This is a genomic window from Streptomyces sp. NPDC057253 (assembly GCF_042669125.1).
GTDB lineage: Bacteria > Actinomycetota > Actinomycetes > Streptomycetales > Streptomycetaceae > Streptomyces.
This window is the reverse complement of the sequence record NZ_JBHUXV010000018.1, coordinates 63,566-76,968: the sequence shown is the minus strand read 5'-3', so window position 1 is coordinate 76,968 and position 13,403 is coordinate 63,566. Positions and strand designations below refer to the sequence as shown.

Genomic DNA, 13,403 nt, shown 5'->3' with positions numbered 1-13,403 from the left:
AGGACGACATGGACACGACCGCGATCGACATCCCCGCCCTCGCCGAACTCGGTGCGTCCGAGCGGCCGTTCCGGCCCGAGGAAGCTGCGGACCGGGCCCGCCGCGCGGCGGCCTTCGTCGACACGGCCGCGCTCGACCGCACCGGCCCCGGCTCGTACGTCCTGCTGTGGCGCAACGAGCACTCCGAGGCGTGGCTGAACACCTGGTGGGAATCGCGCGACACCGGCTACCACGACCACCAGGGCTCCTGTGTCGGCGTGCACGTGATCGAGGGCACCGCCTGGCAGGAGGGGCTGCCGGTGGGCGGCCCGCGCCGCGCCCGCCGGTACGGCCCAGGCGAGTCGTTCTCCTTCCCCGGCTCGGGCGTCCACCGGATGGACCACGACGCGGGTGCCATAACCATCCACGTCTACTCGCCGCCCCTGCAGGCCATCGGCCACTACGAGATCATCGACGGCGAACTCCACCGCACCCCGGGCCCACCCGACGAGGGCTCGCCCGCAAGCCCTCGGCTGCTTGAGGCCCTCAAGGCGATCGGCGGGTGATCTGGGCTGGCGACCAGGGCGGCGTCGCGGAAGGCGAGGTCACGGCGGACCGTCCGTGGGCGCGAGTTGTCGAGGTGGGCGAAGGCGTAATGCGGTGGCCCCCTTCTCCGAAGCGTCTCTAGGGTCGTCGGCATGACGCACAGCACTGTTGATACGGCGACGATCACACGGGAGATGGCTACTCAGATCCGCACGTGGCGATGCGAGGAGGACTACTCCTGGCGCGCTGTGGCCCAGGCCGCGACCGACCTGTGGGGCTCCGCATGGGGCAGCAACCAGATCTTCGGCGAAGATCTCTGCATGGCCGCAGCGAAGTTGCTGGGCGAAAACCCCTACCGGGAGCCTTGGAACTGACACCGACAGCCAGAGGCACGGGCGACGGCGGTCGGCTGGTCGAACAGATGCCGGTGCGCCCTGCTCCAGTCGATCCTGTTGTCGAGTTCGGTCAAGAAGCCATCGGCGGCCCACGTGGCCTGCGGCTCGTGTCCCTGCTCCGCCAACCGGCGCACCAGGGCGGCGTTGTCCTGCTGTCTGGCGATGACGGCGTCGACGATCCCCACCGGGGAGTCGAGGCCGTACGCGTCGCAGAAGTCCCTGAGTCGCGAACGGCGGTCAGGTGGCGCCGGGTAGTGAAGCCAGCGCAGGCACTCGGCGTCGTCGCGGAACGGAGCGACGTACTCCAGGGCGTAGGCCACGTCGTGCAAGCGTGGTGCCGGGCGGGCGAAATCCCAGTCGATGATGCCCACCGGCCGGCTCCCCTGCCAGACGACGTTCCAGGGGCCGAAGTCCCCATGGCAGATGACGTCGTCGTCGCCTGGGCTGCCCGCGCCCGTGGACCAGGTCGCGTCCGGCGGAGCTGAAAAACTGCTGCAGGCGGCGTGGTGGTCGCGCAGCAGCCGGGCGAAGTTCCTCAGACCTTGGTCGTCCACCACCTTGGCCCAGTTCGACGGGCCGCATTCCCCCTCGATGTAGGTGAGGACCTCGCGGCCCTCGTCGTCGATTCCCAGCGGCCGCGGCGCGTAGTCGAAGCCAACTTCCCTCAGGTGCCGCAGCAGCGCGTGGATGGTGGGCGTCCACGGCTGGACGGGTCTGCGAACAGTGTCACCGACCCGCACCACCCGACGATGGGCACTGTCCTGCATCACTTCCTCACTCGGCACGCGGTTCACGCTACCGAGCCGTCCGAACGCACGGCACCTCAGCCCCGGCCGTCGGTGCTCCGGCAGCCTGGGCCGGCGGCGCGCCGCAGTCCTCGATCACCAGCCCCTTCGCCGCGAGCCGCAGAGCGAGACCGCAGGTGTCGGCGACGGTCCTGCCGGCCCGGTACGCGGCGATGTGGTCAGCCTCTGCCTCGACCCGCTCCTTCGACGCGGTGGCGACCTCCGCGGCGTCCTCTCGGCGGACGACGACCACCCCGTCGGCGTCGGCGCGCACCACGTCACCGGGGCGGATGAGGACACCGCCGACGGTGACCGGTTCGCACATCGGTCCGACCGTCTCCTTAGCCGTGCCCTTGATGCAGACACTGCGGGAGAAGACGGGGAATCCCAGGGGCGCGCAGGTCCTCGGTGTCGCGGACGCCGGTGTCCGTGACGAGGTAGGGCATCGGAGCGGTGATCGGCAGCGGCTACGACTACAAGCGGGCCGAGGAGGCAACGGGCACCGTCACCCTCTTCACGCAGCACATGCCGCCCGGCGGCACCGCGATCCTCGCCGAGGTCCGGGAATCCGACCCCCAGGCCCTGGACGTACTGGCCATGAACTACGACGCCGTCCTCGAACGCCGCCCGTCCGACTCGGTACGCACCGAGCTCAAGGCCATGGAGGAGGCCGCCGACCGCATCCGGAAGGCGGAGGCGAAGGAGGCTCGCAACCTCAAGCGCAGCGAGGCCGAGCAGAAGGTCAAGGGCGGGATCGCACAGCTCAAGCAGAAGATCGCCGGTTAGCCGGCGCCCCATGCGCGGGGCAATACCCCCCTGCCCCGCACGGCGTGGCGGGTCACGCCGGACCCGCCCCGCCACCGACGCCCCGCCCATTACCTTCCTTGTAGAGCCTGGTTCGGGCTCGTGGCCTCCAGGCCCGGTATGACTCGCTGCCCCTGTCCTTGATGATCCGGGGGGTGCTGTCGCCGGTCCTGGCAGCACCGGATAGTCGCTGATGGAAGCGTGTCCGCCTTCGGGCAGGGCTGCGTAATGTGGCTGCCGATCTCCGGTGCCCGGGTTGGCCACCGGTTGTGACTCCGGGGAGGGAAAGCCCGGTGATTAGAAACGACTTCACCTCGATCGACGTGTTCTGCGCCCTGGACGTGGGCAAGTCCACCCATCACGGCACGGCCCTGCTGGCCGACGGCCGCATCACTTTCGACAAGCCGCTGCCCAACGGCGAGCCCCAGCTGCGGGCGCTGTTCGCCCGCCTGGAGCGCAAGGGGAAAGTCCTGGTCGTGGTCGACCAGCCGGCCTCCATCGGCACCCTGGCGGTGACCGTCGCCCGCGCCTGTGGATGCCAGGTCGCCTATCTCCCGGGCCTGTCGATGCGCCGGCTCGCCGACCTGCACCCCGGCACCGGCAAGACCGACGCCCGCGACGCCTATGTCATCGCCGATGCCGCCCGCACCATGCCCCACCTGCTGCACCCCATCGACCCGGCCGAAGGCGTGCGAGCCGAACTGACCATGGTCCTGGGATACGACGACGACCTCGCCCAGGACGCCACCCGCACCTCCAACCGGCTGCGCGGACTGCTCACCTCCATCCACCCCGCCCTCGAAGGCGTCCTGGGGCCCCGACTGCGCCACCCGGCCGTCCTGGCCCTGCTGCAGACCTTCGGCTCCCCGGACCAGCTGGCCCAGGCCGGCACCGAACAGATCGCACAGGTCATGCTCCAGGCGGCTCCGCGGATGCGCAGTGCCCACACCCTGGCCGGACAGATCACCGCCGCCCTGGCCGAGCAGACCGTCACGGTTCCCGGCACCGCCTCGGCGGGAGAGATCGTCTCCGGCCTGGCCGAGGCCCTCGCGGTCCTCCTCAAGCGCCGCGAAGTCCTGGAGACCCGCGTCGCAGCCCTGTTGGAGGCGCACCCTCTCGCGAAGGTCCTGACCTCCATGCCCGGGGTCGCGGTCAGGACCGGTGCCCGCATCCTGGCCGAGGTCGGCGACGCCAGCGCATTCCCTACCGCCGCCCACCTGGCCTCCTACGCGGGACTGACCCCCACAACCCGTCGTTCGGGAACCTCCATCCGGGGCGAAGGACCGCCCCGCGGCGGCAACAGGATGCTCAAACGGGCCCTGTTCCTGGCCTCGTTCGCCTCGCTGAGCAGCCCCGAATCGCGGGCCTACTACGACAGGAAGCGCGCCGAGAAGAAGCGCCACAACGCAGCCCTCATCTGCCTCACACGACGCCGCGTCGACGTCCTGCACGCCATGCTCAAACACCGCACCCTCTACCAACCCGGGCACGAACAAACAGCCTGACCAAGCCCAAAGACCTTGACCGAACAGATAGAAGCACCCCCCCGGCGGCGATCGTGTCAATCGCCGGAATCCGTCTCCCCCAGCCTGCGCCCGATCTGCCTGCGCGACGTGATCCCGAGTTTGCGGAACACCCTGCTCAAGTGGAATTCGATGGTGGACGTGGTGACGAACAACTGGGTGGCGATCTCCGGGTTGGTCAACCCGGACGCCGCGAGTGTCGCCACGTGACGTTCCTGCGGGGTGAGGTCGAACTGGGTGTCGACCGTTCGTTTGCGTGCCCTCTCCCCCGTGGCCAGCAGCTCCACCCTCGCCCGCTCGGCGAAAGGCGCGGCTCCCCAGGACTCGAAGGACTCGTACGCGGCCCGCAGTTGGACCCTCGCGTCGGCACGACGCCTGCGGCGGCGCAGCCACTCGCCGAACAGCAGGCGCGACCATGCCAACTCCACGGCCACCGGGACCTTGCCGAGCTGCGCGATCGATTCCTCGTACAGCTGCTCGGCTCCGTCGTCGTCGGTCATCAGGGCCCGGCAGCGCGCGAGCAGGCCCAACGCCCACGGGGTTCCGGCCAGCGGAGCGCGCTCCTCCATGCGCTCCATGGCCATGGCGGCCGCCTCTCGGTCGCCGGCCCGCAGCCCGGCCTCGACCATTCCGGCGAGATTGATGTCGCCCAGGATCAACGGGTGGTCGGTGAACACCGCGAGCAGGGCGTCCAGCGCCTCCCGGTACCGCCCACGGCCGATCTCGAAGATGCTCAGGGCCTGGCCGATCCACCGGAACGTCATTCCGATCCCCAAGTGCTCGGAGTAGGCGCGCATCGTGGCGACCGCGGCCCGCAACTCCGCTTCCTGCCCGGTCCAGGCGTACAGCAGTGCCTTGTGGAAGTCTCCCGACTCGCTGTATCCGGTCGCGGCCATGTAGCCGTACGCCTCGTCGTAACAGCTCTCGGCGGCGGCGAAGCGGCCGTCCCAGATCTCCACGGTGGACAGGGCGAGCAACGCCATGATGAGCCCGTGGAGCGCTCCGCGACGGCGGTCCACCGTCACCAGTTTCCCGAGGATCTCCCGCTTGGCTTCGATGTCCCACAACTCGTCGCCCGCGGCGCTGATCATGACGCTGAGCGGATTCTGCTCCTGGAACTCGTCCGCGGTGCGCAGCCGCGCCAGGGCCGCGGCCAGGGCCGGGGCTCCGGCGGCGTAGCCATGGGCGACCGAACGCGCCAGCGCCGCCATCAGCGGGTCGGGGCTCCAGGCCGGCAACTCCCTTTCGTGCCAGGCGTCCGCGGCAGCCCTGGCGACCTCCTGAGGGGTCGTGCCCGTGATCAGCCGGCCGCCGACGAGCGCGGCGTACGTGGCCTCACTCAGCAGGTCCCAGCTCGTCCCGGGATCGTCGGCGCCCAGGTCGGCCACCGCTTCCAGGAGCATCGCGGGCACCTCGCGGGGGCGGGAGCCGATCATCTCGGCCGACGCTCGCAGCCGTGTCGCGCGGGCCCGGGCGACCGGCCCGGTCAGGTCGGGGGTGGCGAGTTCGAGCAGCGGCTGGACCGCCGGCAGATTGCCGGAGGTGAGGTGGGCCGCCGCCGCGGCGAGAAACCGCTCGGCCCGCTTGCCGGGATGCACGGTCATCTCCGCCGCCCGGGTCAGGACCAGAGCCTGCTCGGAGTATCCGCCACGCGTGCGGGCCAGTTCGGCGGCGGCTTCGAGCTCCGCGGCCACGTGGTCGTCCGGTCCCTCGGTCGCCTCGGCCAGGTGCCAGGCCCTGCGCTCGGGGGCGCTGGTGGCCGCGAGCGCCACCTGGACGGTGCGGCGCTCCTCGGCGGACGCGGCCGAGTGGACGGCCGACCGGATCAGCGGGTGGCGGAATTCGACGGTGGTCCCGCGGTGCAGTATCCCCGCGTCGACCGCGGGCGTGGCGGACCGGACGGACAGCCCCAGGGTGCCGGCGGCGCGCCACAGCGTCGCCTGGTCGTCCGTCGGTGTCGTGGCCATGAGCAGCAGCAGGGTCCGGGTGTCGGCGGGCAGCAGCGCGGCCGCCCGCCGGAAGTGGTCCTCCAGCTGCTGGTTCACCGGCAGCGGCTCGGGCAGTGGAGTGACCCCGGCCAGCTGTTCCGAGCCCAGGGTCACCGCCAGTTCCAGGAGCGCGAGCGGGTTGCCTCCGGTGCCGTCGACGAGTTGATCGGCGACCGACCGGTCCAGGTGTCCGCTCACGCCGGCGGTCAGCAGGGCCATGGCCTCCGCGTCCGAGAGCCCCTCCAGCCGCAGCACCGGCAGTGCGCCGAAGACGTCGTGGCCGGCGGTACCGTCGCGCCCGGCGAACAACAGCCCGAGGCAGTCCGCGTGCAGGCGCCGGCCGACGAACGCCAGGGTCTCCGCCGACTCGCGGTCCAGCCACTGCACGTCGTCGAGCAGGCACAGCATCGGCGACACCAGGGCCGCGTCCGACAGCAGCGTCAATGTGGCCAGCCCGACCAGATGGCGGTCGGACGGCACAGCCTCGGTCAGCCCGAACACGGCGTTCAGGGCGTCACGCTGACGCTGAGGCAGAGCCGGCAACCGGCCGAGGTAGGGCCGCAGGAGCCGGTACAGGGCTCCGTAGCCCAGTCGTGTCTCGGCCTCCACACCGACCAGCCTGACGACCGTCAGGTCCTGGGCGGACTCCGCGGCGTACTCCAACAGCCGGGATTTGCCCACTCCCGCGTCTCCGGTGAGCACCAGGGCTCCGCTGAAGCCGTCGCGGACCGATTCCAGCAGCCTTCCGATCGCCGCACGCTCCGCGTGCCGGCCGACCATCGGCGGCCTTGCCGCGTGGTGAACCCCGGACCGCTCCATGAGCTCCTCCTCCCTTCGCGCGCGGCGCCATGTCGGGCGTCCACCGCACGAACGACTCTCCTGAGCCTCCTACGACGCCCTGACCGCTGTCCGCGTAACCCCGCCCGCCGGGCAGCCGGCGGTGGGCAACTGTTGATCGCGTCGGCGTGGACGCCGCCGGTCCGGGAACACGTTCGCGGCCGCCGGGCCACGCACCGAAGAGGCGGAAGCAGGCGGCACGCTGTGCACGCTAGAGGAGAACCTGTGAACAATCCCTGCCCGAAAGGTGACCGTCCTCGACTCCGCGCCAGGAGTGCGGCTGCAGAGCCTTACGTAACGGTGCTCTCGACCGCGGACTGACGGCGCGGCGTCCCGTCGTGCGACGCCAGGGTCCGGAGCTTGTCGCGTACGTGCTCGGCGTCCGGGTGCGCGATGGTCTCGAGGATCCGCAGCGCCTGCCGCCAGGCGTCCGCCGCCCGCTCCTGGGAACCGTCGGCCTCCCACGCGTCACCGATGTGCACGAGAGTGTCCGCTTCCAGGTAGTCGTCGTGGATCTCGCGGTACGCCGTCAACGCGTGTTCGTAGCAGATGAGGGCCTGTTGATACTGCCCGAGGTGGTGGTGGGCGTAGCCGAGGCTGTCCCATGCGGCGGCCTCTCCGTTGCGGTCGCCGAGTTCCTGGTTCATGGCGATCGCCCGTCGGCAGTCGGCGAGGGCTTCCTCGTACGCGCCGAGCAGAATGCGGGTCCAGCCGACCTCGTTGTGGATGCCCGCCTGTCCGCTGCGATGACCGGCCGCCTCGTACAGCGCGTACGCCTGGCGGTAGTGGTCGAGGGCCACGTGGTGAAGGCCCTGGCGGTTGGCCTGGAAGGCCAGGTAGCGGTGGACGCGCCCCTGGCCGGGCGCGTCGCCGGTGGCGGCGAACAGTTCCAGCGCGGTGGACAGGTGTTCGTGTGCCTCGGCGGGGTGTTCCAGGCGACCGTGCACAAAGCCCAGGGCCCGGTGCGCGTGAGCGCGTCCCGAGAGGTCGCCCAGTTCCTCGGCCGCGTGCAACGCCGCTTCCTGCACGACCAGTTGGTCCTGCCACCGGCCGTGCCGGTCGAGGAAGAGTTCCAGTGTGGCTGCGAGCTGCCAGCAGTGGGTGCCGAAACCGGACCGGGCCGCTTCCAGTACGGCTGCGAGGAGGACCGGACTCTGAGCGGTCAGCCAACTTGCCGCCTCTTCGGCGCTGTCGAACGCTGTCGGACTGGCCACGGGGGCGACCGGCGAGCTCAGGGTGAGACGTTCCCGGTGGGGTGCGAGCAGGCTGTCGGCCCGGTGAGCGGTGTGCAGGAGGTGGTCGAGCAGGCGGTGCCGTGCGGCGTTCCGCTCCTCGGGAGTGTCGTACGACTCCGTCAGTTCGCCTGCGTAGATCCGCAGCAGTTCGTGGGAGCCGAAGCGGCCCGGCGACCGCTGGGTGAGCAGGTGGGCGCCGACGAGTTCGGCGAGCAGGGGGCGTGTGTCCTTGAGCGGCAGGCGCAGCAGTACGGCGGCGGTGGCGGTGGACGCGTCGGGGCCGGGATGCAGCGCCAGGAGCCGGAACAGCCGTGCCGCACCCGGGGTGAGAGCGTCGTAGGACCACGAGAACGCCGTGCGGGGGTCGGGGGCGCCGTCGTCGTGGGTGAAGGCGGCGAGGCTGCCGCGGGTCTCGCGCAACTCCCCGGCGACGGAGGACAAGCTCCGGTCCGGACGGGCCGCGGCACGGGCAGTGACGAGGGCCAGGGTCAGTGGCAGGGAGCCGCACAGTGCGACGATCTCGTCAGCGGCCGCCGGCTCCTCGGCCACTCGCCTCGTGCCGAGTCGCCTCACGAGGAACTCTCTGGACTCCGCGGCTGTCAGAAGGTCCAGCGAGAGGGGATGGGCGCCGTCCGCGACGACCAGTCCGTGCAGGTGGTTGCGGCTCGTGACGACGATCAGGCAGCCGGCGGAGCCCGGCAGGAGCGGGCGGACCTGTTCCGTGTCGCGCGCGTTGTCCAGCAGCACCAGGACGCGGTGACCGGCCAGCAGTGTCCGGTAGAGGGCGGCCTGGGCGTCGAGGCCGACCGGTATGCGGTGTGCGGGGACGCCCAGGGCGTCGAGGAAGCCGCGGATCACCTCCGCGGGATCCGCGACCGAGCCGGACCGGTCGAAGCCGCGCAGGTCGGCGTAGAGCTGGCCGTCGGGAAAGCGGTCGGCGATCTGGTGGGCCCAGTGCACCGCCAGGCTGGTCTTGCCGACGCCCGCCATGCCGCCGATCGCGCTGATCACCACGGTGTTCGGCCGGTCGTCCGACGGCGACAGGAGTGCGTGCACCCGCCTCAGTTCCGCGCTGCGGCCGGTGAACATGCTGAGGTCGGGCGGGAGTTGGACGGGGCGCTTCCGCGTCGTACCGTCTGCTGGACCTGTTCCCTTGGTGGAAGCCTCGGTGTCGGGGACTTCGCCGTACGGCAGTTGGGGCGGTTCGGGCTCTGCACCGCTGCGAGCGCTGTTCCCGGTCTCCGGCCCGCCCGGTGGCGTGGAGGCGGTGCTGCGCGGCAACTGCGCCTCGGCGGCCCGAAGTTCCGGGCCCGGGTCAAGACTCAGCTCGTCGACGAGTCTTGTGGTGATGTCCCGGTAGGCCTTGCGCGCCTCGGCCCGGTGTCCGGTCACCGCGAGCGCTGTGACGAGACTGGCGTGGAGCACCTCGTCCAAGGGGTGGGCCGCGGCCGTCTGTCTGAGGATCGGCAGCATCTGCCGGGCGAGTGCCGGTCCGGCTTCGAGGGCCGCCGCGGCGGCTTCCTTCACCGCGGCGGGATGCTCCCGGTCCACCGCCGCGAACGCGGGATGCGCGCGGACTTCCGGCGCGATCCCTGACGCCGTGGGGCCGCGCCACAGGGCGAGTGCCTCGATCAGTGATGCGGCGGCTCGGGCCGGGTCGCCCAGATCCCGGGCCGCACGCGCCTCGTCGCGCAGGGCACGGAAACGCTGGAGGTCGAGTTCCCCCGCAGCGAGTATCAGGCGGTACCCTCCGGAGCCGCGCACGAGTCGGCTCGGCGTGGTGTGTCCCGACGGATCCGTGTCCAACAGGCGGCGCAGCGCCCCCACATGACGGTGCACCGCATTGACGGAGCCGGCCGACGCGTTCTCGCCCCAGAGCACGTCGACGATCTCGTGGATCGGAACGGGCTCTCCGGCGCGCGCCAGGAGCAGGGCCAGCAGAGCCCGCCTCTTGGGCGGCCCGGGCTGCAGCTCCGTTTCGCCGCGCCAGGCTCTGACGGGCCCCAGGACTGTGAAGCGCACGGTTCGGATTCTAGGACGGCCGGCCGCGGCCGCAGCCCTGTACTGGCCGTGGGCATGAGACAACCCGCCTTCACCCTGCGGGTCGGGGTACTGTGAGCTGGGGAAAGGTCCCTGACGACACAGTCGGCACGCCCATCGGGCGGCAGGCGGTGAGGGTGGGTCGGGGCCTCGGGACTGGGGGATCGATGACCGTGGTGCTCGACGTGTTCAGCTGGGCGAGGGCATGTCCGGGCTCCGGCTCGCGGCCCGCCGGTCATCGTGCTCGGCCGACCGTCACATGACACACGCGGCCGAAACGCCGAGACCATCAGCCACACCCACGACCGGTCTTTCCGGCGAGGATCGCCAACCCCCGCCGGAGACGGTGTACTTGGCCGTGCTGGGTCCCGTACGCGCCTGGCGCGCCGATGTCGAGTTGCGCCTCGGCCCCCCGCAGCAGCAGGCGTTCGCGGCGCTGCTGCTGGCCAGTGCCGGCCAGCCCGTCAGCATCGCGGACGTCGTCGACACCCTGTGGGGGCAGGATCCGCCGCCGAGCGCGGTCAATGTCGTACGCCGCTACGTGGGGGCGCTGCGCCGCGTGCTGGAGCCGGGGCTGCCCCGGATGGCCACCGGGAGCTGGCTGCTTCGAGAGGGCGGCGGATACCGGCTGGACGTCGACGCCACCACACTTGACCTGCTGCGCTTCCGTGACCTGCGCACGCGGGCGCGTGCCGCCGACCAGGCGGACGATCCCGTGCGGGCCGTCGAGTCGTACGGGCGGGCGCTGGCGCTGTGGCGCGGTCACGCGGCGGCCGGGATACCCGCTGAGGTCCGCGGCCACCCCGTGTTCGCGGGACTGGACGGTGAGCGTCTGGCCACCGTCAAGGAGGCCGCCGACGCGGGCCTGCGCTGCGGCCGTACGGAACCGGTGCTGGCTCACCTTCAGGGCCTGGCGGACGACCATCCCCTTGACGAACCGCTGCACAGCCGACTGATCCGGGCGCTGGCGCTCACAGGCCAGCAGGCCCAGGCCCTGGAGACGTATCAGAGGATCCGGGTGCTCCTGGCCGAGGAGTTGGGCGTCGAGCCGTCCTCCGAGCTGCTGGACGCGCACCGCGAAGTACTCGGTGCACGGTCCGCCCCCACTCCCCCGGCGCCCCTCGCAGGCTCGGACAGTGATGGTTCGACCGGCCGGGCCGCCGCCCCCCGGACGCCGGCCTTCCCGGCTCATGACGACCTGCTCGTGCCACTGCCCCGGCCTGCTCAACTCCCGGCCGCGTACAAGTACTTCGCGGGCCGTGAGGCCGAGATCGACCACATGCTGCGCCGCCTTCCGGCCGTCTCGGGCGACGGTGGGCCCGGGGCCACCATGGTGATCAACGCCATCGGCGGCATGGCAGGAGTGGGCAAGACCACCTTGGCCGTCCAGCTCGCCCACCGCGTGGCGGACCGGTTCCCGGACGGCCAGCTCTACGTCAATCTGCGGGGATTCGATCTGCACGGCGCGGCCATGGACCCGGCGGAAGTCGTGCGCGGTTTCCTTGAGGCCCTGGGGGTCAGCCGCAAGCAGATGCCCGACAGCCCGCAGGCCCAGGCGGCCTTGTACCGGAGCCTCCTCGCGAACCGACGCGTCCTGGTTCTGCTGGACAACGCGCGCGACGCCGACCAGGTACGTCCGCTGCTGCCCGGCTCCGCCGGCTGCCTGGTCCTGATCACCAGCCGCGATCGACTGACGAGTCTGGTGGTCGTCGGCGGCGCCCACCCCCTCACCCTGGACCTGCTCTCCCCGAAGGACGCCAGACAGTCGCTCGTACGACGCCTCGGGGCCGACCGCGTGGCCGCCGAACCCGCCGCCGTCGACACGATCATCTCCCTCTGCGGCGGGCTGCCACTGGCGGTGTCCATCATCACGGCCCGCGCCCTGATGAACCCGACGTTCTCCCTGTCCGGCATCGCGGCGGAGCTCACGGAGGCCAACGGGAGCCTCGACGCCTTCGACGGCCCGGACGCGACGACAGATGTCCGGACGGTGTTCGGCTGGTCGTACCACACGTTGAGCGGCGAAGCGGCCCGCCTCTTCCGGCTCCTGTCCCTGCATCCCGGACCGGACATCGGGACCCACGCGGCCGGCGCACTCGCGGACCGTCCGGCCGCCCGGGTCCGTTCCCTGCTGGCCGAACTGACCCGCACGCACCTCCTCACCGAGGAGGCCCCGGGCCGGTACCGCTTCCACGACCTCCTGCGCGCGTACGCGAACGAACTCGCCCGTGCCGAGGACGGCGAGAAGGAACGGCGGGACGCGATGCGCCGCATGCTCGATCACTATTTGCTCACCGCGCATGCCAGCGCGTCCCTGCTCGATCCGGCGGGTGTCTTCCCCGCGCCGACCCCGTTGCCGGGGACGACGGAGACGACGGAGACGACGGAGACGACGGGGACTCCGGTGACCTTGCGGGACGCCGAGTCCGCCCTCAGCTGGTTCGGTACGGAGCGGCTCGTCCTGCCGGCAGTGGCGCGGCAGGCGGTGGACGAGGGGCTCGGCGGCCACGCCTGGCGACTGGCGCGGCTGCTGGACCCGGGGCACGAGCGGTTCGGGAACTGGCACGACTGGGCGGACCTCCAGCGCATCGCTCTCGCCGCGGCCGAGCAGCTCGGCGATCCGGTCGGCGTCGCGCAGGCCCACGCCGGCCTCGGCCGCGCCTGCTCACTGCTGCGCCGCTACCGCGAGGCCGAAGACCACCTGCACCAGGCCCTGTCCCGGTTCGAGGCCCTCGGCGACGACCTCGGCCAGGCGCACACCTGGCGCGCTCTCGGCTGGGTGATGACCCGCACCGAGAGGCACGACGAGGCGATCCGGCAGACCCGGCACGCCCTTGACCTCTACCGCCTCGCCGGACACCTGAGCGGGCAGGCGGACGCCATGAACGCGATCGCCTGGTACGAGGGGGTGCTCGGCGACTACGACAAGGCGATGACCGACGCCTTGCGGTCGCTCTCGCTGTACCGACGGATGAGCGACCGAGGTGGCTCGCACGAGGCCAACACCTGGGACACCCTTGCCTACGCCCATCACCATCTGGGCAACTACAGGCGGGCACAGACCTGTTACCGGCGAGCCATCGACAAGCTCCGCAGGAACGGCGACCGTTACAACGAGGCCGGCAGCCTGACCCGGCTGGGCGACACCTGCGCGGCGAGCGGTGACGACGCCGCCGCTCGCGCCGTATGGGCGCAAGCGGCGGACATCCTCACCGAGATCGATCCCCCGTGGGCGGCCGAGGTGCGGGCGAAGCTTCAGGCCGGGTGACCA

General features: G+C 71.4%; 9 protein-coding genes. 5 read left to right on the top strand and 4 right to left on the bottom strand.

What is annotated here, in order from left to right:
* Positions 1-8: 8 nt before the first annotated feature.
* Complete coding sequence (locus ACFULQ_RS12825; RefSeq protein ID WP_383542075.1) at positions 9-545, top strand: hypothetical protein; 537 nt, start codon at positions 9-11, stop codon at positions 543-545.
* 132 nt (positions 546-677) lie between these two features.
* Complete coding sequence (locus tag ACFULQ_RS12820) at positions 678-899, top strand: hypothetical protein (protein ID WP_383542072.1); 222 nt, start codon at positions 678-680, stop codon at positions 897-899.
* Here the strand turns inward: ACFULQ_RS12820 and ACFULQ_RS12815 are convergent.
* Positions 878-1,705 carry an aminoglycoside phosphotransferase family protein gene (locus ACFULQ_RS12815; protein WP_383542069.1) on the bottom strand — a complete coding sequence of 276 codons (828 nt, stop codon included), beginning with the start codon at positions 1,703-1,705 and terminating at the stop codon, positions 878-880. The two genes, ACFULQ_RS12820 and ACFULQ_RS12815, sit on opposite strands and share 22 nt — an antisense overlap.
* A gap of 10 nt (positions 1,706-1,715) precedes the next feature.
* Positions 1,716-2,201 carry a hypothetical protein gene (locus ACFULQ_RS12810; RefSeq protein WP_383542067.1) on the bottom strand — a complete coding sequence of 162 codons (486 nt, stop codon included), beginning with the start codon at positions 2,199-2,201 and terminating at the stop codon, positions 1,716-1,718.
* On the opposite strand from ACFULQ_RS12810, the gene ACFULQ_RS12805 reads away from it, so the two are divergent.
* Positions 2,159-2,491: a hypothetical protein gene (locus tag ACFULQ_RS12805; RefSeq protein ID WP_383542064.1), complete on the top strand. Its 333-nt coding sequence runs from the start codon at positions 2,159-2,161 to the stop codon at positions 2,489-2,491. The two genes, ACFULQ_RS12810 and ACFULQ_RS12805, sit on opposite strands and share 43 nt — an antisense overlap.
* Positions 2,492-2,802: 311 nt before the next feature.
* Positions 2,803-4,014, top strand: a complete 1,212-nt coding sequence (locus ACFULQ_RS12800; protein ID WP_383542061.1) for an IS110 family transposase — start codon at positions 2,803-2,805, stop codon at positions 4,012-4,014.
* Between the two features lie 56 nt (positions 4,015-4,070).
* Here ACFULQ_RS12800 and ACFULQ_RS12795 read toward each other — a convergent pair whose 3' ends face one another.
* Positions 4,071-6,839 carry an AAA family ATPase gene (locus tag ACFULQ_RS12795; protein ID WP_383542058.1) on the bottom strand — a complete coding sequence of 923 codons (2,769 nt, stop codon included), beginning with the start codon at positions 6,837-6,839 and terminating at the stop codon, positions 4,071-4,073.
* A gap of 308 nt (positions 6,840-7,147) precedes the next feature.
* A complete protein-coding gene (locus tag ACFULQ_RS12790; protein ID WP_383542055.1) occupies positions 7,148-10,114 on the bottom strand; it encodes a BTAD domain-containing putative transcriptional regulator in 2,967 nt (988 codons plus the stop codon).
* A gap of 376 nt (positions 10,115-10,490) precedes the next feature.
* On the opposite strand from ACFULQ_RS12790, the gene ACFULQ_RS12785 reads away from it, so the two are divergent.
* A complete protein-coding gene (locus ACFULQ_RS12785; protein ID WP_383542052.1) occupies positions 10,491-13,400 on the top strand; it encodes a BTAD domain-containing putative transcriptional regulator in 2,910 nt (969 codons plus the stop codon).
* Positions 13,401-13,403 lie beyond the last annotated feature (3 nt).

What these genes read in the sequence shown, in the direction of transcription:
- ACFULQ_RS12820 (WP_383542072.1), top strand. Translation starts at nt 678, where the DNA reads ATGACGCACAGCACTGTTGATACGGCGACGATCACACGGGAGATGGCT.
- ACFULQ_RS12795 (WP_383542058.1), bottom strand. Translation starts at nt 6,839, where the DNA reads ATGGAGCGGTCCGGGGTTCACCACGCGGCAAGGCCGCCGATGGTCGGC.
- ACFULQ_RS12825 (WP_383542075.1), top strand. Translation starts at nt 9, where the DNA reads ATGGACACGACCGCGATCGACATCCCCGCCCTCGCCGAACTCGGTGCG.